We start from the raw sequence: 22,365 nt of genomic DNA on the forward strand, positions 1-22,365 counted from the left end.
CGCTGGCCTAAACAGCGGCAAAGAAACAAGCAGCCACTCCCATAGAGATGTCCGTCCTATGGGAGTGGCTGCTTGTTTCTATATAAATGTGGTAAAATATTAGCACATTCTTGATTGCTGCCCGAAACCGGAAACTTCATGTTCAGAACTAAAACCAGGCTTTTTCTTATCGTCGGCGCCGTAGTGCTTTGCGGCGCCGCGCTCGCTCTGCGTGTACCTAAGTTTGCTGCTCTCTACTGGCGGAGTGTCACTACGCCATCGCCGGGAAGAAGCCAGACTGCGGGAGACAAAGTCTGGCTTACCGAGGAATGGACAGGCAATAACAAGCCTTACGCCGCGATACGAGCCGAAATAGATGGTTTGGCGGCTCGCGGACAAATCCAGACGCGGGATATTGACGACTATGAGAGAGTGCATCATTGGGATGAGAAAAACCCTGTATCGATGTATCGCTGGCTTTATACTCAACTCGCGGCAGCTTACCAGCAGCCAGGAATTTACACGAGCAATGTTGACACATACTCGGTTATCGTGCACGCCAAAGACCCGCAGTCTTATGACTATATTCGCCTAAGGTATTTGAGTTCGCCTACGGATATTGTGGATAACGGCGCCTATCTGGCTCTGGGAAAACGGCTGCTCGCGAAAGATCCACAGGATGGCTGGGTGGAGACAAAGCTTATTCACGATTTGAATGCTTGGGAGTCTCCCCAGAACAAAAAGGAGGCGCTCCACTACGCGACGGATCTGGTGAAGAGGCATCCTAACAATCCGCGGGTGTACGCTACTATCGCGAGTGTCTATTACGAGTGCTGGATGCGGACATTTGACCAGAACGATGGCGCGGAGACGATACGCTGGAACAAAATCTTTGTGCAAAGGGAGATTGCGGGCAAAGACCTGAAGGAGGGCGCCCAGGGGACAATCGCGCGGATTGAAAAGGTGACCGCATACGAAAGAGCACACCCGGACTGGCCGTCCGAACGGGCTCGCATGAAAGGGACTGGAAAAATATGGGTGGCGCCGGGCGAATCCACTCCTGATTGGAAGCAAATTGAGTCTGTTCCGCCCAAACCTCCCAAAATAGTCGCCGTCTCGCTTGGCTCTCAGCCTGTGACTGAGGGCGTTCTTGTTTTGCTAAGCGCCCAAGCGGAAAGCGATTTCGCGGACAGAGTCTTGACTTATCAATGGTCGGCCGCTGGATCTGCCCCGTCTCCTGTTCAATTTCCAAACGGCAGGAACGCCTCCACGATTTCTGCGGTCTTTCCGAAGGCCGGGAAATATCGTGTCCAGGTCAAGGTGACAGATGGCGCCGGTCAGTCCGCGAACCGTTTGGTAACGGTGACAGTAGCTCCGGTCGGCGGTCCGGCGCGCGTCACCGCCACGCCGGGAGACCATGTTGTGGTCCTCACGTGGCCCGCAGTCGCCAGTGCAACGGCTTACACTGTGTACCATGTGGATGACGGCAAGTATACGCCCGTCGGCTGGATCAGAAACGCGGACACAGGGTTTGCCGACACGGCGATTGACAATGGAACGCATTATCGATATGTCGTGACGGCGTCCATGGGCGATCAAGAATCCCGCTATTCCGCTCCCATGGCGTTCGTCACTCCGCAAGTTCAGCCTGGCTACTGGGCGATCATTTACAAGCGAAAGGCAAGCTCGGCCCGGGCGCCGCAATCGACTCTTGCCCTGTCCGCGAGGGCCACCAGCGCTAAAGGCGTTATGGATGCATCGGCGGATATTCAAGGGTCGGTCCCAGGAGGATCCACGGTTCAGGCGGAGGCGTCCCGCGAGGGCTATTGGACGGCCACTTGGAAGCCGAGTTCTCCCGGCGCCTGGCCAACGCTTCTTTCTCTGAATCACTCTCACGGCGGAGATTATCGGCTAGAAGTCACCCACGCCACGGGAGTGGCGACGATTACGTCCGCCGACGGCTCCGTTAACTATCGGACAGAGTTTCCGGCTGGCGGCTCGTCTCCGGGCTCTCAGCCGTTGGGGCCGTCGCCTGTTCCTGAGGCATGGACGACGACGGATCCCACTTGCCCGGTCCGCACGTCGATCCTCAACAATGATGCCGGCAATGCGCCAAATTCAGCAGGCGGCATGTTTCGCTGGGTCACGGTGGGGCGTAATGATCGGCTATATTACACACAGGCTTATCTCAAGGCGCACTTCGCGAATCCAGGCGCAATCGTGATGCGATTCCCTGTTCCCGCGACCAGCATTACCGCCACTGTCCATGTGACCAGCGCCTCCTCCACGGGTTCCAGCATCTCAGCCGACGCCACTTCGCAGGATGTTGTCGCGGAGAAATAGCGGAAATAGGATATTCGATTCATGAAATTTCGACGTTACGCAATAATATCGTTCATAGGCTTCGCCTTCGTGGCGATTGCCTTGGCGGTGTGGAAGCGCCCGCGCGAGTCAGTCACCCAGAATGCGATGCGGCAAGCAATTCGAGAAACACCGATTCAGTCGCCTTATCAGCGTGAGCTGCTGAAGCGGGCAAGACACTCCCATGTGATTGACGTCGCCTATGATGAGTATACGGAGAAGTGGCGGCGTGATCAGAACGGCTTCGACGCCAACCTTCTGCGAGGGGTTGCGGCGGAATATTTGGGCGTTGACGGCATGCGCCCGAAATTGAGCGCTCGTTACGAATGGATCTATCGGACCGATCTCTTTCAAACCGCAGGCGCGTGTCTAGAGAAAGCCGTGCAGATCAATCCACAGTCGTCCGTCGCGAATATGGAATACGGATTTTTCTTATGGCAATTCGGCTACAAGATGCCTGAGGGGATCGCGCTTCTTCAGAAAGCCGCTGGGCAGGCGCCCAGTGATCCTCACGTTCACGAACTTTTGGGGAATGTCTATGCAAATCCTTCCGTCGACAGTTATGATCCCAAAAAGGCCATTCATGAACTGAATCTGGCGATCCTGCTCGATCCGGAAGATTCTTTTTCTCGTGAGATTCTGGCAAATCTCTACCACCGGCTCGATAAAACTCCGCACGGAGTAATTAAGCGCCGCTGATCGGCTCACCGAAAGGGCAGGGACGGATATGATTAAGCACACATTCACGCCGACCCAATACTTCAGCACACTCGGGGAGCGCCCTCCGGTATTGACTGTTGCTGATGGCGATACGATTGTCACAAAGACGCTGGACGCCGCCGGTTTTGATGAAAACCGTAATCGTCTGGCGACGGGCGGCAATCCGATGACCGGGCCGTTTTACGTGGAAGGCGCGGAGCCGGGCGATGTGCTGGCGGTGCGGCTGGATCGATTGCGCCCAAACCGGCGCTATGGCTGGACGGGAACGCAGCTGGCGCCAAATGTGATGGACCCCGCCGATGTTCTCTTGCTTACGCCGATGGCCAGCTTTGCCGAAAGCAGGGGCGAGTGGGATGTCGATTCGGAAGCCGGAACCGCCGTGCTGACCTCGCCCAAGAACAAGCTGGGGCGGCTGCCAATTCCGATCCGGCCGATGGTCGGGTGCTTCGGCGTTGCGCCGGGCGGCGGACAGGCGATCTCTACGGCGACATCATCCACGAATGGCGGCAATATGGACTATAAAGGGTTCGTGGAAGGCGTCACCGTGTTCTTTCCTGTTGCTGTTCCGGGGGCGCTGTTCTTTCTCGGCGACGGCCATGCGGTCCAAGGGTGCGGAGAGATCTGCGGGACCGGCATCGAGATTTCGTTCGATGTCGAGTTCACGCTGTCCGTAGTCAAAGGCAAGACGATCCAGTGGCCCCGGGCCGAAACGGCGACGCATATCCTAGCGGCGGGCAACGCGCGTCCATTGGATCAGGCCTTGCAGCACGCTACCAGTGAGATGGCGCGCTGGCTTCAGGAAGATTACGCCCTGAGCGTCACCGAAGCGCATACGCTGATGGGGCAGTGCGTGGAGTATGAGATCGCCAATGTCTTCGATCCCGCGTATACTGTTGTCTGTAAAATGGACAAGGCGCTGCTCGCGCGCGTACTGAGCCTGTAATCTCGCCATGCGTAGTTTGTGGTGGACCGGGAGGACGTCATGACCTATCGGCATACGGTTGGCGGGAAGACGTACGTGTTCGCGGATCTGAAGACGCTGCTCGCAAAAGCGACGCCGGCGCGGTCGGGCGATGCGCTGGCGGGAATCGCCGCCGGCAGCGCGCAGGAGCGGGTGGCGGCGCAGATGGCGCTGGCGGACACGCGTCTGACGGACTTTTTGTCCAGCGCCGTGATTCCTTATGAGAGCGATGAAGTAACGCGGCTGATCGTGGACACGCACGACACGGCGGCGTTCGCATCGATCGCCCATCTCACGGTCGGAGGGTTTCGGGACTGGCTGCTTTCGGACGCCGCCCACGCCGACTCGCTCGCCCGATTGGCGCCGGGAATCACCCCGGAGATGGCGGCGGGCGTCACCAAGATCATGCGCGTGCAGGATCTGATCACGGTCGGCGCCAAATGCCGCGTCGTCACGAGGTTTCGCAATACGATCGGGCTGGAAGGGCGGCTTTCCACACGCGTGCAGCCCAACCATCCCACCGACGATCCGCGCGGCGTCGCCGCCAGTCTTCTGGACGGCCTGCTGCTCGGCGGTGGCGACGCCGTGATCGGCGTCAACCCGGCGACGGACAATGTAGACGCCTGCATCCGGATCATGGAGATGCTCGACGCCATGCGGCTGCGCTTCGAGATGCCGGTGCAGTCGTGCGTGCTGACCCATGTCACCAATGCGATGCTGGCGATGGAGCGCGGCGCGCCGGTCGATCTGGTCTTCCAATCGGTGGCTGGAACCGAGGCGGCGAACAGCGGCTTCGGCGTCAACCTTGCGATGCTCCGCGAGGCGCGCGAGATGGCGCTGTCGCTGGGACCGGGGACAGTCGGCGACAACGTGATGTACTTCGAGACGGGGCAGGGGAGCGCCCTGTCCGCCGGGGCGCATCACGGGGTGGATCAGCAGACATTGGAGTGCCGCGCCTACGCCGTCGCCCGCGCCTTTTCGCCGCTGCTGGTCAACACGGTGGTCGGGTTCATCGGCCCTGAATATCTTTTTAACGGCAAGCAGATTATTCGGGCTGGGTTGGAGGATCACTGCTGCGGCAAGCTGCTCGGCCTGCCGATGGGCTGCGACGTTTGCTACACCAACCACGCCGAAGCCGATCAGGACGATATGGACGTTCTGCTCACACTGATCGCCGCCGCCGGCTGTACGTTCATCATGGGCGTGCCCGGCGCCGACGATATCATGCTTAACTACCAGAGCACCTCATACCACGACGCCCTTTATGTGCGCCGCCTTCTTGGCAAACGCCCCGCGCCGGAGTTCGAAGCATGGCTGGAGCGCATGGGCGTCTTCGGCGCCGACGGCAGCCTCCAATCCCTGACGGCCTCGCGTCCGAGCAGCCCCATGCTGGAGGCGCTCGGCGAGATCGCGCCGGCGTCCAAGGCGCTGGAGGCATCCTCGATTTGGACGAGGCTGGGGGAGTTCACCCCCGCCCGCATCGGTGTCGCTCCCACGGGTGTTTCCCAGCCGACGGACGCGCATCTGGCGTTCCAGTGGGATCACGCCCAGGCGCGCGACGCCGTCGGGTCCCTACTGGATCTCGATGGATTAAGAACCAGCCTTGGAGATCTCGGAATGGAGCCCCTGGCGCTTCACAGCGAAGCCGCCGACCGCGCCGAATACATTCAGCGTCCCGATCTCGGCCGCCGTCTGAACCCGGCGTCGCTCGATCAGCTCGCCCGAACGCCCGGCGGCTGGGACGTTGTGTTCGTCATCGCCGATGGTCTCAGCGCCACGGCGGCGAACCGTCACGCCGCGCCCCTGCTGTCCGCCGTCCTGCCCGCGCTGCGCAACTCTCAATGGAAGATCGGCCCCGCCGTACTCATTGAGCAAGGACGCGTTGCGGTAGGGGACGCCGTCGCCGAAGCGCTCGGCGCCGACATGGCCGTCGTCCTGATCGGCGAGCGTCCCGGCCTGACCACGCCCGATTCTCTTGGCGTCTACCTCGTCTGGCGGCCGCGCGGCGCCGTGGCCGATTCGCAGCGTAACTGTCTCTCCAACATACGCCCCGAGGGCCTGCCATATCCCATTGCCGCCGCCCGCCTGTTATACTTAATGCGTGAGGCTCGACGCCGGCATATTTCCGGCGTGCATCTCAAAGAAGAAGCCGACCTGTCGCCGATCTCTTTCCACAGCGATCCCGGCCTTCCCGGCGCGCCGGCACTTTAGAAAGCAGCCATGAAAATACGAAGCTTCGGAACGATTGCCGCCATCATCTTGCTGGGGTATCCCATCTCAGTCCATTCGGATGTCATTGGTCCAGGCGCTCCCGCCGTCGATGTGAGCGCGTCGCCTGCATTTTCCGTCGTTCAGAAGTTTGCCCAGACGAAAGCAGGCGGCGACTTCAAATCCGCCTTTTCACTGTTCCTACCAGGAGATTATTTGAGCTTCTCAGGCCTCACTCGCGATCAGAGCGCCACTTTTTTCGACGGCATGGCTCAGAACGAAGTGTATCAGCAGTCCGCGACGCTGCGCCAGTCTGCCTACGCGGCGCTCTTTGCTTTCTTCTACGATACCAAAAACGTTGCTCAGATGCAGTTTGAAGTTTACGGAACGGAGCTTGGCAAGGCAAATCTCGTACGAGTGCATTATCAATCGCCAGAAATGCTCGAACAGCGCACAATGATTGTGGTTACGGCCCGCGATCCTAAAAATGGAGCATTGCGATTAGCTCCCCTGGCGTCACTGAAACTCGCTGATCCCATGGTGGCGCGCCCAATGGAGGAAGCTGGGGACCGGTTTGCTTCCCAGAGCAATCTGAGAAGTATTGGCCTGGCGATCCTGCAATACGTTCAGGATAACGATGAGCGCTATCCCAACGCCAAGCACTGGATGGATCAGATCAAACCCTATCTCAAATCGGAAAATGTTTATCACGATCCCTCCGCCCCTGCAAGCGAGAAGTACTCCTACGCATTTAACCCCAGCTTGTCCCACCGGTACCTGGCGGAATTGAGCAACCCCAGCAAAACGGTCGCAATCTTCGAAAGCCGGGCAAACAAACGTAATGCCTCGGACCTTGGCGCATCGCGACCCAAGCCCGGCCGCCATCTGCACGGAACCGACTACGGCTTTGCGGACGGCCGCGTGCATTGGATTGCGGACACCGCCAAAATGCCGTCGTTTAAGATGTAGAGACGGAGTGCAGGGCACTCGCTATTTACAAAACCTGGATGTATAATCTGTTATCGCTTCGTTCCACAAAGGTTTTTATGAAATTGAATCGCGGTGTCAAAATTTTTGCAATCTGTGCGGCGACGATGACCGTGCTGGGGTCCATCACGGCGTACGTCGTCGGTCCGGACACCACTCCCTATACCGTTTCCGACGATCTGAGATGGACGGACGAAGAATGGACAACCAACTCCACGGACTTGCATCGCGAGGCGGCCCAGGTGAACGCGCGGCTGCTGGCGAACCCGCAAAACGCCGGTCGGATTATCGCGGAGTATCGGCGATGGGCGAAACTGCTCCCGCTAAACTCAACGGCGCAGTATCGATGGGGCTGCGCGGCTTACCTGGGCTGGTCCAACAAACTTGTCGTCGGCTTGCCTGCTCCCGAAGCGATTCGCGCGGTTGAGCGACTGGATCTGCGCAACAATTACGAGTACAGCCGCCTGCGTTTCTTACTGACTACCATAGGCAGTGGCGGTGTGTATCCTCAATCTTCAAGTAAATTGGTGGCTCTTGGAAAACGGCTATTCGCACAGAATCCGAAGGACTGGGACGTCGCGTTCGGGCTTGCAGACGCCTTGATGGCGTTAGAGGATTTAAATGATTCTAAATTGGCCGCACAATATGCTGAACGCGCTTTTGTTCTGCAGCCGAATCGTCCCTTGAGCTACGTAATTTTAGCAGAAACGTACGAAGCAGTGTATCTTTCCAGCAGCGACAAGCCTGCATTTCAACGGTTCACATATGTCGCAACAAAGTTTCTCGATCTTACGGCAGGCAAACCCGCATACGATGGTGGATGGCATGGGACATTACACATTTTAAAGACGCTTAATCCCAAAGCGGCGGCGAAATATCTGTAGCCGTCATCGCCGGCGCCCATTTGGAGAATAAATCATGAAGCTCATGAACGCTATCGCTGTTCTGGGAGTCGTCGCGTCCACTTTCTGCTGTTCGCCCGCCGCGCTCGCCCTCTCGCCGCAGACCGCCGAGGCGGACGCGCGTATCACGGCGTTCACAATGGAGGCTCTCAAAGCGCAAATTGGCGACAAAGCGTTCACTGAATGGCCGGCGCCCCTGCGCGACAGCCTTGTTTACACTCTGAGCCCTTCTCCCGCCTCCGAGTGGTCTCCCGAAATTCGCGCCAGGGTGCTGCGCCAATTTCGAAATCACGAAGCTGTACTAACGCCATACAAAGTCGTCGATCAATGGCTGGCGAAGCCCGATCCGCTCGCCGACGCGACCTTATGGGTCCGTATCTGCGCCGGTATCACCAAGTCCAGCAAAATTGGGCTCAGTGATGTCGGTGTCCAAGTCGACTTCATTCCCGACAGTCATCATGACGCGCAAAAAGGCGCCGCCTTTTTCGATAGCTTAACCGCCGAGCAGAAAAAGAAATACTTCAACGACACTGCTGGTCAGGAAGGCGGCCTGCCGGTCTCCGATTTCTCCCCGGAGCAGATCAAGCTCCTCGAAGATTTCTATTACGAAATGATCCCAGTTGAGGTCAACGGCAAGCCCAGTGAGCCTCTCCGCCTCCACGACGGTCGTGTACGGATCGGCATCTCGATTCAGGCTGTCGTGGCCACGCATCTTGACGGCAAAGAACAGATCCTCTGCGCCAACCTTGCCGACCTGCTCGCCCTGCGCGAAACGCCAAAACTCATCAAGGCCGAGAGGGAGGCGGAGCGGTAACAAGTACTGCGATGCTCTCTTCGGAACCTTGCGTCTGAGCGCCGCTTTGATACACAATCTAAGATTATCTTTTAGTATCCCAAGTCTATAGCAGTGGGCGCAGTCAGGTGTGAACTACAATGAATCGTCGGCAAATTATTTTAGATATTCTATATCTTGACGCCTCGGATTGGGGGCCAATAGAATTTGCATATCTTAATATTAAAGATGAAGTAAATCGAATAGATAGAGTATGGGAGGAATGGGCAGCGAGGGCGGATATTAGTTATATTCCAATCCTACTCGATCTGCTATACAATCCTCCAAGACCAGGTGAAATTGAAATAGACGCCAAGGATTTTCGTGTAGCCGTTGCAGGACGTATAGGAATGATCGCTTCGCTCATTCCGAATGAGGTAATCCCGATTATTTGCCCGCTTGTTAATGATCGCTTAATTCGAGATGCGATCATTGTGGCGTTCATGTTCACTGAAGGTTATAACTATCTTTCTTGTCTTGATGAAGTAATAAATAGAATCCAGGAACTGGACGAATATGAACAAGCCGATCTTGTCTCGGCTATCAAAAATACTGCTGACCCTAAATGTATGGAAATATTAAAACAGATAGAGCAATTGATTCCTAAAGAGCGCGAGTGGGTTCACAAAACGATCTTAGAATCATATGAGATTATAAGAAAATATCATAATCATTAACTCTGTAACGGCATACAATGCTCGCCCTGAAACCTTGCATTCGGGCGTCGACTTCATGCACAATCACGGGTATGCAAGCCATCTTCAACTCCGTCCTTCCGATCTTCGCCCTGATCCTCGTTGGCTACTTAAGCGCCAAGCGGGGCGTTCTCGGCCCCGCCGTCGATCACTTGAACACATTTGTCGTGCGGCTGGCGCTGCCGGTGGTGCTGTTTCAGTCGATGGCGGGGATCACATGGGGTGAAATCAATCATCCGGGGTTTCTGGCGTCGTTTGTCGGGGGAATGGCGGCGACGTTTGTTTTGGCGTTTGCGCTGGATCGCCGCAAGGCGCATCGGTTGGCGGATAAGAGTATCGAGGGGCTGGGGGCGGCTTATCCGAATACGGGGTTTATGGGGATCCCGTTGTGTCTCGCGGTGTTCGGGGAGCGGGGGCTGCCCGTGGCGGCGATTGCGGCGGTGCTGACGGCGTGTGTGCTCTTTGCCGCAGCCATTGTGCTGATCGAGATGGACTTGCAGCAGGAGAAGAGCCTGGGGCGGACGCTGGGGAAGGTTGGGAAGTCGCTCGCGACCAATCCTTTGCTGGCGGCGCCGATGCTAGGGCTGCTGTGCGCGGCGCTTCACATCGTGATCCCGACGCCGATTTTACGTTTTACCACGCTGCTGGGGGCGGCGGCCAGTCCCTGTGCGCTGGTCACGATCGGACTGTTTCTCGCCCAGCCGGTCGCAGCGTGTGAGATGTCCACGGTGTGGCGGTTGGTCGTTTTGAAGCTGTTCTTTCAGCCGCTTGTGACGGGCGCGCTTTGCTTCTGGGTGTTTCCAATGCCGCCGCTCTGGTCGCACGCCGCGCTGCTGCTCAGCGCATTGCCCCTTGGGACCGGGCCGTTTATGCTGGCGAAGCACTACGGCCGTGAGGCCGCCGTTACCTCCCGCGCAATCCTCTTCTCCACCCTCATCTCCGTACTTACCATTTCGCTTCTGGTCGCCTGGCTGGGATAGTGCGCCGTGCGCTCGCCCCCCAAATTCAGGTAAGCTAACGGCAGGAGCTATTTTCTTCCATGGTTTTAACCCCAACAATTCTTACGATCATCTCCATCGTTTACGGAGTGCTCGCCATTCGCATGGCTTTTGCCGTCTGGAAGGGGCGCAAGAGCCTGTTCGACGACACGGTGACGCCGGAGGATATGCGGCTGGCGAATGGTATCGCTTTTTACTTTTTGTGGCCGCCGGTGGTTTTGCTGCACGAGGGCGGACACGCGCTGGTCGCGGCGCTCTTCGGCGCACAGGGAATTCGGCTCCACTACTTTGGTTACTGGGGAGAGATTACATATCCTAACACGCTGACCAATCGGCAGGATTGGTGGGTGGCGCTTGCGGGCAACGTCGTTAGTTATACGATGGGGATCGCGCTGGCGCTTGCGGCGCGGTATGGGCGTGTGACGCTGATCTGGCGCATTATCCTGGCCTCCGCCGCCATGGAGCAATGGTATGTCGTGCTGTTCTGGTATCCGCTGCTCTGCCTGACGGGATCGTTCCAAGGCGATTTTAACGTGATTTATGGGCGTGCGTATTGGTGGGCGGGGAGCACGGTCACGGCGGCGATTGGCGTGGTGAGCTTGATTGCTTACTGCTGGGCGGCGTATTACGAGGGCGGTAAGGCGTGGGTGCGGGAGAACCTCTGGCGGGCGGCGGCGACGCCGCCCGGCCAGGAGGAGTGAGGCGTTAGCGGACGGTGACGGCAAGCGTCCCGACGCTGAAGACAGGCGTCAAATCGCCGAATTTCGCGGTGGCGCTGTAGACGCCCGCCCCGCCGAGCGGGACGACTTCGGTGGATGTCAGCGATTGGCCCGGAGCCAGAGTCGCCGTGACCAGCGGCGGCGGCGGCGGCAGTGAGGCGTAGAAAAGAGCTCCAGTGGGGCCGTTTATCCCAAGTGTGACGGTCGGCCTTGTCGGCGATGCCGAGGAGGCGGAGATCGTGATGGGATTGGCGGTGTTGTTGGTCAGCGTATAGGTGTACGTGATGCTGGAGCCAGCGCTCACGGAGTTCGCGCTTTCCTTCAGCGTGGCCGTCAATCCGTTAGGAGCCGTCCGGGTAATGGATGCCGACGTCGAGATCGGGTCGGTCGGACCTCCTCCACCTCCGCCCCCGCCGCATCCGGCGAGAAATGGCAGCGTCGCCAATGCGAGTATGCACAGGGCAAATGGTGCGCGAAATGATTGCAAGGTGTTTTCCTTTCGAAGTGAGAGCGCTCTGGGGACGCCGACGGCGGTGGAACGGCTTCCGGAAATCCAAGTCTGGGTAAAGGTTAGGACCTTCTGTTCTCGGTCTGCCTTCAATAATACTCCATATTGACGCTCCGTGACGACTCTTTTTTCGTGTTGATTGAGTTTTGCAACCTTTGGGAAGTTTCATTCGTGCGACAGAAATAGGCCCTTGGACCTATAACGCTCGGCGCACGGCGAAGTATAATGGGACCGGGATGAATTTTGTATGGCATAACTGGTTCTCGTGGACACCCGCCGCCGGCTGTTACGCCCTGGGATACGCGATCGGTCTCGTCGCCTGGATCGTGATGGCGCGGCGTCGCAAGATGGCGACCAGCGGCATGGCGGCAATCGTTGCGGCAGCGCTGATTGGCGGCTTGATCGGCGGCCATGCCGCGCAGTGGATCGCGGCAGGCTCTGACGGCAAATCCGTCCTGGGTGCGCTTGCCGGAGGATACATCGCGGCGATTTTGTATAAGCGATTTCTCGGCATTCGGCGCCCCACGGGCGATCTTTTCGCCGTCGCCCTCAGCGCGGGAGAGGCGGTCGGCCGCTGGGGCTGCTACTTCGCCGGCTGCTGCTACGGCAAGCCGACCCACGAGCCTTGGGCGATCTGGCAGCACGGCGCCTGGCGTCATCCCTCGCAGTTGTATCTCAGCGCCGCGAACGCGCTCATCCTAGTCGTCTTGCTCTGGTGCGACCGGAAGCGTCCGCCGGAAAACACACTGTTCTTTCTTCAGGGCGTGCTTTACTGCATCGCTCGTTTTACGATCGAGTTCTTCCGCGAGGGAAACGCTGTCGCGCTGGGATTGACGGCGGCGCAATGGGCGTGTCTGGCGGGACTGTTCTTCTTTTCCGTCAAGCTCCAGCGGCTTTTGTATCCCGCGCGGCTTGCGCAAGCCGTGGGGGGAGCGTAAATTATGTCGATCGAAAATTCTATGTCCAGCCCCGGCGTTTGTCCCCAATGCGGGTTAGCGCTTCAGGGCATGGAAAGCCATTGCCCCCGATGCGGACGTGAACTGTCCATCACGCCGATTGCCCCGCCTCCTCCCGCGCAGGCCGCGATGTCGCAGCCAACGCAAATGTCTGGATTCTGCTCCAACTGCGGCTTTCAGTTACCGCGTTTTCAGCCCCTCTGTCCCAACTGCGGTACGAATGTGACGCCCGTCCAGTCCGCGCAGTGGCCGCCCCCGCCGGCTGGCTACGCTCAGCCCGCGTCGCCGATATCGAAGTTTGTGACGGGGAACGCCGGGGGGGACATGGTGCTCGGGTTCATCCTCTCGTTTGTGTCGATTTTTATCTATGGAATCGGCATGATCGCCATGCCGGTCCTGTATTTTTCACTGCGCCCGACCTATCGCTACTTTGCGCGCGGTGTCGGATACGGACTCGTTACCTTCGGCGTGCTGGTGCTCGGCGTGTTCGTCTGGTGCTTTGGAAGCCTCATGGTATTCAATCGATAACCTGATTTTCGCCGATCTGAGGAGAATTACGCCATGCCGCCGACAACACCCTGGAACGAAGAAACCCAAAGCCTGTGCCCGCAGTGCCTGCGCGATGTTCCCGCCGTACTCACCGAGGATGACGGGCGCATCTGGATGGAAAGCCTGTGCCCACGCCACGGCGCAAGTCGGACGCTTCTGGCGTCGGACGCCGGGGAGTATCGACGCCTGCGCCAGTACACGCCGCCGCGCGTGGGGGGCGGCTGCTGCGGCGGAGATACCGTCTGCGACCCAAGCTCAGGCCCTCCGGTCTGCGTGCTGCTGCTGGAAATCACCCTCGCCTGCAACCTGCGCTGCCCCACGTGCTATGCCGACGCGCATGGGCACGACTTCATGACCGTGGACGAAGCGCGGCGGCGGCTGGACGAGTTCTTCCGGCGGCAGTCGAGCTTGGACCTGCTTATGCTCAGCGGCGGCGAACCGACCATACATCCCCAGTTCGCCGAAATTCTGGATCTGGCGCTCGAATATCCCATCGGGCGCGTTCTTGTCAACACGAACGGTCTGAGGATCGCACAGAGCGATGAGCTTTGCGCGACGCTGGGTCGCCATCGCGACAAGGTCGAGCTGTTCTTTTCGTTCAGCAGTTTTCGCCCGGAGGTCCACGAGCGCCTTTATGGACGAGACTTGCGCGCGGAAAAAGCGCTGGCGCTCAAAAAAGCAGGGGAGGCGGGCCTTTTCGTCACCCTCGTGCCTACGGTAGAGCGCGGGGTCAACGATGATGAGATCGGTGACTTGTATCGTTTTGCGCTCGCCAACGATCATGTCAACGGCCTGAACTTTCAGCCGGTCATGAGCAGCGGCCGTTACGAGCACGACGACTACGCCGCGCCCGAGCGCCTGACGCTCACCGATGTCCTCGCTCTGCTGGAGGCGCAGACGGATGGCGCGCTGCGGCGCTCGGATTTCGTCGGCCTGCCGTGCAGCCATCCCGACTGCAGCGCGCTGACCTATGGCTTTCTCGACGATCGGCGCGAAACGATCACGCCGCTGCCGCGCCATTTAGACGTCGCACAATATCTGGACCTATTTGCCGATCGGATCAGCTTTGCCGGGATCATTGGCGGCGCTGCGCGGCGTGTTTGGTCGGATACCGTCCATTTGCGCGGAGGCCGCGCGCTGCGAGACTTGGCGATCCTGTTCCTTCGGGGCGGGCTACGCGACGTCCTGCCCTTGATCGGCAAGCCCGAGCTGATGGGCCGGCGTGTCTTTCGGATCGTGGTCAAGCCGTTCATGGACGCCCATACGTACGACCGGCGGCGCATCGATCAGTGCTGCACCAAGATCCTCACGGAGACGGGAGAAGCGATTTCGTTCTGCGAATACAATATTCTGCATCGCGCGCGTCGCCCCAGCTCGGCGGGAATCGCCCTGCCGATGCTGGCGAAAGGCGCTTCCCAATGAGCGAATGGGACCGCCAGCGTCAGGGGCGCGCCTTTGAAGGATGGGCCTTCACCTTCTGCAAGGCCGCGTTTTTGGTGCTGATCTTTCAGAACTTCTCCCTCCTCGTTCTCAGCGGCCTCGCCACCCTCTTTTATCTTCTCGCCTCCGCTCGCGGCGTCCAGGAATGGCGCTGCTGGGCCAAGCCCCCGTGGGTTACGATCTTCTGGGGCGCCGTTTTCGCCTGGCAGATCTGGCTCCTCATCGCCCGACACCACACCCTTGCATACCCATGGTAAAGGAATTCGTTCCTTTTCCGATAATATAAGGGTGAGGCTGTTCCTTTTGTCATGATTACGCCACGCTACGCCAACACGGATTCGATCCATACGATATTTCGCCGACGGTTGATCTTTTCAGCCGTTTTTATCGGCCTGCTATTGCTGGCGCTTGTGACGCCTGGGATTTCTCAGACCCTGCGTGTTGCGTTCGACAACGGAGCGTCGGTAGTCGCGCCGCTTGCGGCGCTGGTCTGGATCGCGCGGGATCTTCTGGCGGGGCGTCGCGAAGGCGGAGGACAGGAATCGAAACGCTCCCGAGCCATCCGCATCGCCTGCACGATGATTGCGCTGGGGGCGCTGGGCGATGGTATTGGTGAGGGGATCTGGGCCTACTACGAACAGGTTTTGAAAGAACCGCCTTTTCCCTCGGTGGCGGATATCGCTTATCTGACAGAGTACCCGCTGCTGCTGGCGGGGATTTTGCTGATGCCGTCGCGACCCCTCTCGGCGACTCTGCGCCTGCGTGTTCTGCTGGACAGCATGCTGATCATGACATGCGCTTTCACTTGCAGCTGGTACTTTGTGCTGGGGCCGACGGTGCTGATGTCTCAAGAATCGACGCTTGGAACGATTTTAAGCGCCGGATATCCCATCGGCGACTTGATCCTGCTGTTTTGCGTGCTGATCCTCTGCGTTCAGGAGAGCCGGACGATTCCGCGCAGCGCGGGCGCGCTGATGGTTTTGGGAATGCTCAGCATCGTGATCGCCGATGTCGTCTTCGCGTATCAAACTCTGCACGAGACATACGTGACCGGCAAGGTGGTGGATATTTTTTGGCCTCTGGCGTATCTGCTGATCGGACTTGCCGCCACGCTGCTTCGAAGCTCTTCGCTGAGCCACGACGGTCTGTCTTCGCATGGTGAGGACGAAGCTCCGAAACTGCAGCCGACCGACGGAGCGATTTGGTTGGCGCTGCTGCCGTATGCGCTGCTCCCGGCCATCGCCGGTCTCGTGGTTTACTGCATTCGTGGCCGGGAACCCTCCATGCTGGAATATGGAGTGTACTCGGGGGCGGCGCTCCTGGTGGTGCTGATGCTATTCCGCCAGATCATCGCTATCCTGGACAACGCCCAGCTGAACCGAAAGCTGCACGGCGCTTACCGGGAGCTTCAGTCGGCGCAGGATGCAATTGAGACGCGAAACACATCACTGGCCGCCGCCAACGCGCGACTGGAAAGTCTGGCGATGACGGACGGCATGACGGGATTGGTAAACCATCGGGTCTTTTACGAGCGAATGACCGAAGCCTGCGCGGGCGCCGCGCGCTATCGGATTCCCTTCGCGCTTCTGCTGATGGATGTCGACCATTTTAAGAGCTACAACGATACCTATGGGCATCCGGCGGGGGATACGGTTCTCAAAGAAGTGGCTCAGCTGCTGGAGGAGAGCGCGCGCGATACGGATGTGGTTGCGCGTTATGGCGGCGAGGAGTTCGCGATGCTGCTGCCGCTCAACGATCTGGAGGGCGCGCGGACTATGGCCGAACGCATTCGTGTCTCAATCGAATGTTATGCATTCGGGCACCGGCCGATCACCGTAAGCATCGGCGTCAGCGCTTTTGCCGTGGACCGGGAGACGCCGGAAGCGCTTGTCAGCAGCGCGGATCAGGCCCTTTACGAGGCGAAGCGCGCGGGCAGAAACCGCGTGGTTTTAGCAAGACCGAAAACCGGCTCCGCGCCGGAAGAGATGGATCGAATGTCCGCTTCTCTCAAAGAGGCGTAGGCCGGATTTTTCGTACGCACTTTTATGGACAATTTCTTAAGCACTACTTACAAATTGCGGCGGCGTCGCTTCAAACAACGCGTCACGTCGGTGGCTCCGTACAAGGCGGCGCTTCTTGCCGGCTTTGTCCTGCTGGTGGCCAGCTGCGTTAGCAGTCTCGCGCTTTACTACAGCTCACTGTCCGCCGCTTACGATGGCATGCGCGCCGAGCTTCGCCACACGGCGGCGATGGCGGCGACCGTGGTGGATGCGGATCGCCACAAAGATTTCATCTTGCCTGCTCAGGAATCGACGCCCGAGTACCGGCGCGCAATCGCTCCGCTGCAAGCGATGCTGATCGCCAGCGGCGATATGAAATTCATCTATACGTGCGTCCTGCGCAACAATAAAGTCTTCTTCGTTCTGGATCCCACGCCTGCGGGGGACGCCGATGGAGATGGCGTCGATGACAAATCGCATATTATGGAGGAGTACCCCGAGGCGCCGCCGCCGATGCTCCGCGCTCTTCGGACGGGGATCGTTGGGGCCGACGCCAAAGTCTATCCCGATCGCTGGGGCTCGTTTATGAGCGGATATGCGCCGATCCGCGATTCTCATGGACACTGTGTCGGAATTGTCGGTGTCGACATGAACGCGACCCAGTATACGGATAACCTGTCGCATCTGCGCCACGCGGTGTGGGCAGGACTTGGAGTAGCCCTGCTGATGTCGCTGGCGGTCACGATTTGTGTCTACACCTATCAGCGCAATGCTCTGATCGCCGGGGCGGAGCGTCTCGCCTCCGCTGAGGCGCTCCGCAAGGCGCATGAAGAGCTGCGCCAAACGAACAATGAATTGGAAGAACGCGTCAGCCTTCGCACGGCCGAGCTTTTGGTGGCCTACAACGCCACGATCGAAGGCTGGAGCCGCGCGCTGGAAATGCGCGATCACGAGACCGAAGGACACTGTCGGCGCGTCACCGAACTCACTCTGCGTATGGGGCAAGCGTTGGGTATGGGGGAAGACCAGCTGAATACTCTGCGTCAGGGCGCCCTGCTGCACGATATCGGTAAAATGGGCATCCCAGACGAAATCCTGCTCAAGCCCGGCGCCTTGACCGAAGCCGAATGGGTCGTAATGCGCCTCCATCCGGAATACGCCGTTCAGATGCTGCAGCCGATTGAGTTCTTAGAGCCGGCGCTGGACATCCCACGCTACCATCACGAAAAATGGGACGGAACCGGTTATCCGCGTGGCTTGAGCGGTGAAGAAATCCCGCTCGCCGCTCGCCTCTTTGCGTTTGTGGACGTTTGGGACGCCCTGCGCTCCGACCGTCCATACCGCAGAGCATGGTCCCACGACCGTGTCTGCGCCCATATCCGCGGCCTCGCCGGAACGCACTTCGATCCTACGCTGACAGAAATCTTCCTGCGCGTTGTCGAGGAGGGACGAGATGAAAGCGAAGGCTGGGACGATCTCCAGCTCGCCGCTTAGCCTCTCTTTGCCGCTTGTTTGTTGAGCTTGATTTCCTGAATTTGGTAATATAAACCCGCAACGATGCGGCGCTCAGTGGTATGCCTCTTCGCGTGTAAAAAACGCCTTCAGAGGAACACGTCATGACCTATCGGATCTCTCCCTCCCTCGTCCTCGCTCCGATCGCCGTGCTGGCGCTTTCAATCTCGCCGGTCCCCGCGCGGGCTCAGAGTATCACAATTCCCGATGGCTGGACCCAAAAGGCCGCCCCTAGCGGCGCGACCGTCTTCATCCCAGGAGACCTTGCGCCCGGCCAATCTTATTCCGTCACGGTATTCTCACCCGACGATCTCAAAGGTCGATCGCCCGAAAACTGGCTGTCCAGCCGCGCCCATAAAGACACCAGCGCTCCGGGATTGCCGGCGAAGATCGAAGGCATCGTGCACGAAGCACATAAAGTCGAAGCTTTCGGATTCGGAAATGCATTTGCCAAGCGCCAAGTTCCAACGCGTATCGCTTTCACCGACCGGCGCACGGGCTTCCTGGTCAGAACATACAAGTTTCTTGCCACCATCGCCATGGTGAAATAGCACGAAGAAGCCTATACTGTCCTTGCCAAACGGGATCGGCCTTACCAGTGTGCTCCAATCGTCAGAACAACTGGGCAAAGCCTCAGCGAACCTCATTGAACGAGGTAGCGTCAGACGAATTGGCCGTTACAAATCCTCGGCATTCGACCTGGCGCGGGACAGCTTCATGAGGCGCGGACCAACGACTACAGTACCGGGAGAGCAATACCATTGTCTGAAAGAAAATCCCTAGTCTTTACGCGGCGCGAGTTCATCAAGGCGTCAGTGGCGGCGCCTGTCTCCCTGTCGATTTTGGGCGAGGCGGCGAGCCATGCCGCGTCGTCGCCCGAACACGCGAACATCATCGAGATGCGTGCGCGGCCCACAGCTAAGCCCATTGCAGCCCTAACACCCACGGATCGCCCATGGCATGCCCAATGGATTGGCCCCCTCACGCCTAAAACAATCGATCTCCATGACGCGGCGTGGATCTGGACCGATGAAGCCGGCATCGTCGCGCCCCAAAACGCCAAACCGGGAAAACGCTTCTTCCGCCGCCAAATCGATCTTCCGGATCATTCCACAGTGACTTCGGCGGTGGCTGTGTTCACGGCGGACAACCATTTCAAGCTCATCGTCAATGGAACGGAGATCGGCCGTGGCGATGATTGGCGGCAGGCTGTCCCCATCGACATCGCCGGCGCACTATATCCTGGTTCGAACGCGATTGTCGTCCACGCGGAAAACGATACCGATGCCGCCGGGCTGATCGGCAAAATCCGGATCGAATGCAAAGGCCAGACGCCGGTGGAAGTCGTCACCGACGCCCTGTGGGACGGCGCTGAAACAATGGGCGCCGCCGGTTGGAAAGCCGCCCGTGTACTTGGAAGCAACGGGATCGCTCCGTGGTCATCCATTGCGGTGAATAACGGGTCGCCGCCAAATACCTGGACGTGTTATCGCAAGAGGTTCACGCTCGACGAGAAGCCGAAAACTGCGATTGCGCGCATCGCCGTGGATTCGAAGTACTGGCTGTGGGTGAATGGGAAGCTTGCGGTTTATGAAGGCGAATTGAAGCGCACGGCGAACCCACGCGATACCTATTTCGATCGGGTTGATCTGGCTCCCTATCTCCAGGAAGGCAGCAACTCAATCGCGTTGCTGGCATGGTACTGGGGCAAGGACGGCTTTTCGCACCAGAGCAGCGGCGAGGCAGCGCTGGTATTTGAACTTGAGGCGGAACGGACCAGGATTATTTCGGACGCCACCTGGAAAATGCTCCGGCACCCTGCGTACGGCAGCACCGGGGACCCACATCCCAATGCACGCATGCCCGACGACAATATCCACTTTGATGCGCGGCAAGATATAGGAGACTGGACTGCGGCGAATTTCAACGATTCCACGTGGCCTGCGCCGGCTGAACTGGGCCAACCGCCCGCCGCGCCGTGGAATCGACTGATCGAACGTCCGATTCCCCAATGGCGCACCGGCGAACTCACGTCCTACGAAAACGCCGCCGAGCTGCTGGGCAATCGGGCTGACGCACCCTCGCTTGGCATGCCTCGTATCAGCGACGGCAAACCGATTATCGCCCTCTTGCCGCGGAACCTGTCGATCTCGCCGTACCTCAAGATCAAGGCGGCCGCCGGCCTGACGATCGACATGCGCACGGATAACTACAACGGCGGCAGCGAATACAACTACCGCTCGGAGTATGTGACTAAAGATGGCGTGCAGGAGTTCGAGAGCCTCGCCTATCTCAACGGCCACTGGATGATCTATTCGATCCCGGAAGGCGTTGAAGTGCTGGACCTGCGTTACCGGGAAACGCGTTACGACACCGACTTTACCGGCAGTTTCCAGTCCGACGATGCCTTTCTGGACTTGCTATGGATAAAGGCGCGCAACACCATGAACCTGAACATGCGCGACGCCATTCAGGATGCGGACCGCGAACGCGCCCAGTGGTGGGGTGATGAAGTTATCGTGTTGGGCCAGATTCTGTACTCCTGCGACGCCCGCGCCCATGCTCTCATTCGCAAGGGCATCTGCAATCTGGTCGACTGGCAGAAGCCGGACGGCGTCCTTTTCGCTCCCGTCCCGGGGGGCTGGTGGGATTTTACGCCGACGCGCGTCGTGCGCGCGAATGAATTGCCAATGCAGATGCTGGCCAGTATCGGCGTCTACGGCTTCTGGTATTACTACCTCTACACCGGCGATAAGGCGACCATTGCCCACGCCTATCCGGCGGTGAAGCGTTACCTGGACCTGTACAAACTGGGAACGGACGGCCTTGTGAAGCACCGCGGTGGCGGATGGGACTGGGCGGACTGGGGCGAAAATATCGATGTCCCCGTGCTGGACAACGCCTGGCTGTATCAAGCGCTGGAGTCGGCTATCTACATGGCGCGGTTGACAGGTCATAACGGCGATGTGCGCCGGTATCAGGACATGCGAACAAGCATTGCCGGCAACTACAATCGACTACTCTGGACGGGAACCGAATACCGATCTCCAGGATACAAAGGAGAAACCGATGAACGCGGGCACGCCCTAGCCGTTCTCTTCGGATTGGCCAAACCGGAGCAATGGCCAGCGATCAAGGCGGTACTGGCCCGGGAGTTCCATGGCAGTCCCTACATGGAGAAGTACGTTCTCGAATCGCTCTTCCGCATGAACGATGCGGATGCGGCTATTGCTCGAATGAAGTTGCGCTATCGGAAGATGGTGGAGAGCAAGTACACCACGCTGTGGGAGGGCTGGGGCATCGGCGCGGAAGGATTTGGCGGCGGCAGCTATAACCACGGCTGGGCCGGTGGCCCGCTGACATTGATGATGCGCTACATCGCAGGCGTGTCGCCAACTTCACCCGGTTTCACTACCTACGATGTCATCCCTCAACTGGGCGCTTTGAACCACGTAAACGCCAGCTTCGACTCTGTGGCCGGGCGTATAGAGGTTGGAATCGTTCGGGACGCCGGCAAGTTCCATCTCAAATTGACATCACCCAAAAAGACGACCGCCACGGTGAGTATCCCGATGGACGAACAGGGGCTCAAGCGCATCCAGGTCCAGGGCAAGACGATGTGGCGGAATGGGAGGGCTGCCGAACGGGTCAAAGGCGTGACAGTCATCGGCGAATCAGAGGGGCGTCTGCGTCTCCAGGTCGCCCCGGGCACATGGGAGTTCGAAGCCGCTTGAGTGTGTTGAGAGAGTGGTCTTGGGGTAGAAATTGTGCATGGAACGCAAGAAACGGACTTTCTCAACACACTCTTAAGTACGACAATGGGACCGTGGAGCGCCTGCCATTCTTTTTCTGGGACGGCAAGAAGGATTACATTTGGTTCGGGGCCGAAACGTTCAGCAAAGACAAGGAGAAGTGACTTCTCCCGTCCATAAATGGCCGAGCTTCTCCGCTCACGCGGAGCGTTTTCTGTTTCATCGAGAACTGCCTTTCTTTCGAAAGGTCTTACATACTCTCCGCAGACATTACTGCCGAAAGTCC

At 58.8% G+C, this 22,365-nt stretch carries 19 protein-coding genes and 1 pseudogene; 19 read left to right on the forward strand and 1 reads right to left on the reverse strand.

Features of this window, described 5'->3' with window-relative positions; translation table 11 throughout:
* Positions 1-138: 138 nt before the first annotated feature.
* The 11 genes and pseudogenes from ABIZ35_RS10350 (at position 139) to ABIZ35_RS10400 (ending at position 11,344) form a co-directional block, all read left to right on the forward strand.
* A complete protein-coding gene (locus ABIZ35_RS10350) occupies positions 139-2,322 on the forward strand; it encodes a PKD domain-containing protein (RefSeq protein ID WP_348219818.1) in 2,184 nt (727 codons plus the stop codon).
* Between the two features lie 21 nt (positions 2,323-2,343).
* Positions 2,344-3,039, forward strand: coding sequence for a hypothetical protein (locus ABIZ35_RS10355; protein ID WP_348219819.1), 696 nt, complete (start codon positions 2,344-2,346; stop codon positions 3,037-3,039).
* A 28-nt stretch (positions 3,040-3,067) separates the two neighbouring features.
* A complete protein-coding gene (locus tag ABIZ35_RS10360; RefSeq protein WP_348219820.1) occupies positions 3,068-4,003 on the forward strand; it encodes an acetamidase/formamidase family protein in 936 nt (311 codons plus the stop codon).
* 39 nt (positions 4,004-4,042) lie between these two features.
* A pseudogene (locus ABIZ35_RS10365) lies at positions 4,043-5,398 on the forward strand (ethanolamine ammonia-lyase subunit EutB); the annotation flags it as partial.
* A gap of 9 nt (positions 5,399-5,407) precedes the next feature.
* On the forward strand, positions 5,408-6,232 hold the full coding sequence (gene eutC / locus ABIZ35_RS10370) for an ethanolamine ammonia-lyase subunit EutC (RefSeq protein ID WP_348219837.1): 825 nt from the start codon (positions 5,408-5,410) through the stop codon (positions 6,230-6,232).
* 9 nt (positions 6,233-6,241) lie between these two features.
* Complete coding sequence (locus ABIZ35_RS10375) at positions 6,242-7,198, forward strand: hypothetical protein (protein ID WP_348219821.1); 957 nt, start codon at positions 6,242-6,244, stop codon at positions 7,196-7,198.
* A gap of 77 nt (positions 7,199-7,275) precedes the next feature.
* Complete coding sequence (locus ABIZ35_RS10380) at positions 7,276-8,100, forward strand: hypothetical protein (RefSeq protein WP_348219822.1); 825 nt, start codon at positions 7,276-7,278, stop codon at positions 8,098-8,100.
* A 34-nt stretch (positions 8,101-8,134) separates the two neighbouring features.
* Positions 8,135-8,932, forward strand: a complete 798-nt coding sequence (locus tag ABIZ35_RS10385; RefSeq protein WP_348219823.1) for a hypothetical protein — start codon at positions 8,135-8,137, stop codon at positions 8,930-8,932.
* A gap of 119 nt (positions 8,933-9,051) precedes the next feature.
* Complete coding sequence (locus ABIZ35_RS10390; RefSeq protein WP_348219824.1) at positions 9,052-9,627, forward strand: hypothetical protein; 576 nt, start codon at positions 9,052-9,054, stop codon at positions 9,625-9,627.
* A 71-nt stretch (positions 9,628-9,698) separates the two neighbouring features.
* A complete protein-coding gene (locus ABIZ35_RS10395) occupies positions 9,699-10,625 on the forward strand; it encodes an AEC family transporter (RefSeq protein ID WP_348219825.1) in 927 nt (308 codons plus the stop codon).
* 59 nt (positions 10,626-10,684) lie between these two features.
* The gene (locus ABIZ35_RS10400) at positions 10,685-11,344 is read left to right on the forward strand and encodes a M50 family metallopeptidase (protein WP_348219826.1); all 660 of its coding nucleotides are present in this window, start codon (positions 10,685-10,687) and stop codon (positions 11,342-11,344) included.
* Positions 11,345-11,348: 4 nt separating this feature from the next.
* Here the strand turns inward: ABIZ35_RS10400 and ABIZ35_RS10405 are convergent, their stop codons facing one another.
* Positions 11,349-11,849 (reverse strand): hypothetical protein, encoded by a 501-nt coding sequence (locus ABIZ35_RS10405; protein ID WP_348219827.1) that lies wholly within the window; start codon positions 11,847-11,849, stop codon positions 11,349-11,351.
* Between the two features lie 257 nt (positions 11,850-12,106).
* On the opposite strand from ABIZ35_RS10405, the gene ABIZ35_RS10410 reads away from it, so the two are divergent.
* From ABIZ35_RS10410 to ABIZ35_RS10445, 8 genes are all read left to right on the forward strand, one after another.
* Positions 12,107-12,808 (forward strand): prolipoprotein diacylglyceryl transferase family protein, encoded by a 702-nt coding sequence (locus tag ABIZ35_RS10410; protein WP_348219828.1) that lies wholly within the window; start codon positions 12,107-12,109, stop codon positions 12,806-12,808.
* A 3-nt stretch (positions 12,809-12,811) separates the two neighbouring features.
* Entirely contained in the window at positions 12,812-13,354 is a 543-nt protein-coding gene (locus tag ABIZ35_RS10415) for a zinc ribbon domain-containing protein (protein ID WP_348219829.1), read from the forward strand.
* 33 nt (positions 13,355-13,387) lie between these two features.
* Complete coding sequence (locus ABIZ35_RS10420; protein ID WP_348219830.1) at positions 13,388-14,797, forward strand: radical SAM protein; 1,410 nt, start codon at positions 13,388-13,390, stop codon at positions 14,795-14,797.
* Entirely contained in the window at positions 14,794-15,072 is a 279-nt protein-coding gene (locus ABIZ35_RS10425; RefSeq protein ID WP_348219831.1) for a hypothetical protein, read from the forward strand. The genes ABIZ35_RS10420 and ABIZ35_RS10425 overlap by 4 nt, the downstream gene beginning before the upstream one ends.
* A 51-nt stretch (positions 15,073-15,123) precedes the next feature.
* On the forward strand, positions 15,124-16,836 hold the full coding sequence (locus tag ABIZ35_RS10430) for a GGDEF domain-containing protein (protein ID WP_348219832.1): 1,713 nt from the start codon (positions 15,124-15,126) through the stop codon (positions 16,834-16,836).
* Positions 16,837-16,860: 24 nt separating this feature from the next.
* Positions 16,861-18,309, forward strand: coding sequence for an HD-GYP domain-containing protein (locus ABIZ35_RS10435; protein WP_348219833.1), 1,449 nt, complete (start codon positions 16,861-16,863; stop codon positions 18,307-18,309).
* A gap of 122 nt (positions 18,310-18,431) precedes the next feature.
* Positions 18,432-18,878 carry a hypothetical protein gene (locus tag ABIZ35_RS10440; RefSeq protein WP_348219834.1) on the forward strand — a complete coding sequence of 149 codons (447 nt, stop codon included), beginning with the start codon at positions 18,432-18,434 and terminating at the stop codon, positions 18,876-18,878.
* A 210-nt stretch (positions 18,879-19,088) separates the two neighbouring features.
* Complete coding sequence (locus ABIZ35_RS10445) at positions 19,089-22,061, forward strand: alpha-L-rhamnosidase C-terminal domain-containing protein (protein WP_348219835.1); 2,973 nt, start codon at positions 19,089-19,091, stop codon at positions 22,059-22,061.
* Positions 22,062-22,365: the final 304 nt, after the last annotated feature.

The sequence above is a fragment of the Capsulimonas sp. genome, from assembly GCF_039929585.1.
Classification (GTDB): domain Bacteria; phylum Armatimonadota; class Armatimonadia; order Armatimonadales; family Capsulimonadaceae; genus Capsulimonas.

Excerpts from the sequence above, each read along its gene's own strand:
- ABIZ35_RS10435 (WP_348219833.1), top strand. The coding sequence starts at position 16,861 with ATGGACAATTTCTTAAGCACTACTTACAAATTGCGGCGGCGTCGCTTC.
- ABIZ35_RS10440 (WP_348219834.1), top strand. The coding sequence starts at position 18,432 with ATGACCTATCGGATCTCTCCCTCCCTCGTCCTCGCTCCGATCGCCGTG.
- ABIZ35_RS10390 (WP_348219824.1), top strand. The coding sequence starts at position 9,052 with ATGAATCGTCGGCAAATTATTTTAGATATTCTATATCTTGACGCCTCG.
- ABIZ35_RS10350 (WP_348219818.1), top strand. The coding sequence starts at position 139 with ATGTTCAGAACTAAAACCAGGCTTTTTCTTATCGTCGGCGCCGTAGTG.
- ABIZ35_RS10415 (WP_348219829.1), top strand. The coding sequence starts at position 12,812 with ATGTCGATCGAAAATTCTATGTCCAGCCCCGGCGTTTGTCCCCAATGC.
- ABIZ35_RS10420 (WP_348219830.1), top strand. The coding sequence starts at position 13,388 with ATGCCGCCGACAACACCCTGGAACGAAGAAACCCAAAGCCTGTGCCCG.
- ABIZ35_RS10430 (WP_348219832.1), top strand. The coding sequence starts at position 15,124 with ATGATTACGCCACGCTACGCCAACACGGATTCGATCCATACGATATTT.
- eutC (WP_348219837.1), top strand. The coding sequence starts at position 5,408 with ATGCTGGAGGCGCTCGGCGAGATCGCGCCGGCGTCCAAGGCGCTGGAG.
- ABIZ35_RS10355 (WP_348219819.1), top strand. The coding sequence starts at position 2,344 with ATGAAATTTCGACGTTACGCAATAATATCGTTCATAGGCTTCGCCTTC.
- ABIZ35_RS10360 (WP_348219820.1), top strand. The coding sequence starts at position 3,068 with ATGATTAAGCACACATTCACGCCGACCCAATACTTCAGCACACTCGGG.
- ABIZ35_RS10425 (WP_348219831.1), top strand. The coding sequence starts at position 14,794 with ATGAGCGAATGGGACCGCCAGCGTCAGGGGCGCGCCTTTGAAGGATGG.
- ABIZ35_RS10410 (WP_348219828.1), top strand. The coding sequence starts at position 12,107 with ATGAATTTTGTATGGCATAACTGGTTCTCGTGGACACCCGCCGCCGGC.
- ABIZ35_RS10395 (WP_348219825.1), top strand. The coding sequence starts at position 9,699 with ATGCAAGCCATCTTCAACTCCGTCCTTCCGATCTTCGCCCTGATCCTC.
- ABIZ35_RS10400 (WP_348219826.1), top strand. The coding sequence starts at position 10,685 with ATGGTTTTAACCCCAACAATTCTTACGATCATCTCCATCGTTTACGGA.
- ABIZ35_RS10385 (WP_348219823.1), top strand. The coding sequence starts at position 8,135 with ATGAAGCTCATGAACGCTATCGCTGTTCTGGGAGTCGTCGCGTCCACT.
- ABIZ35_RS10375 (WP_348219821.1), top strand. The coding sequence starts at position 6,242 with ATGAAAATACGAAGCTTCGGAACGATTGCCGCCATCATCTTGCTGGGG.
- ABIZ35_RS10380 (WP_348219822.1), top strand. The coding sequence starts at position 7,276 with ATGAAATTGAATCGCGGTGTCAAAATTTTTGCAATCTGTGCGGCGACG.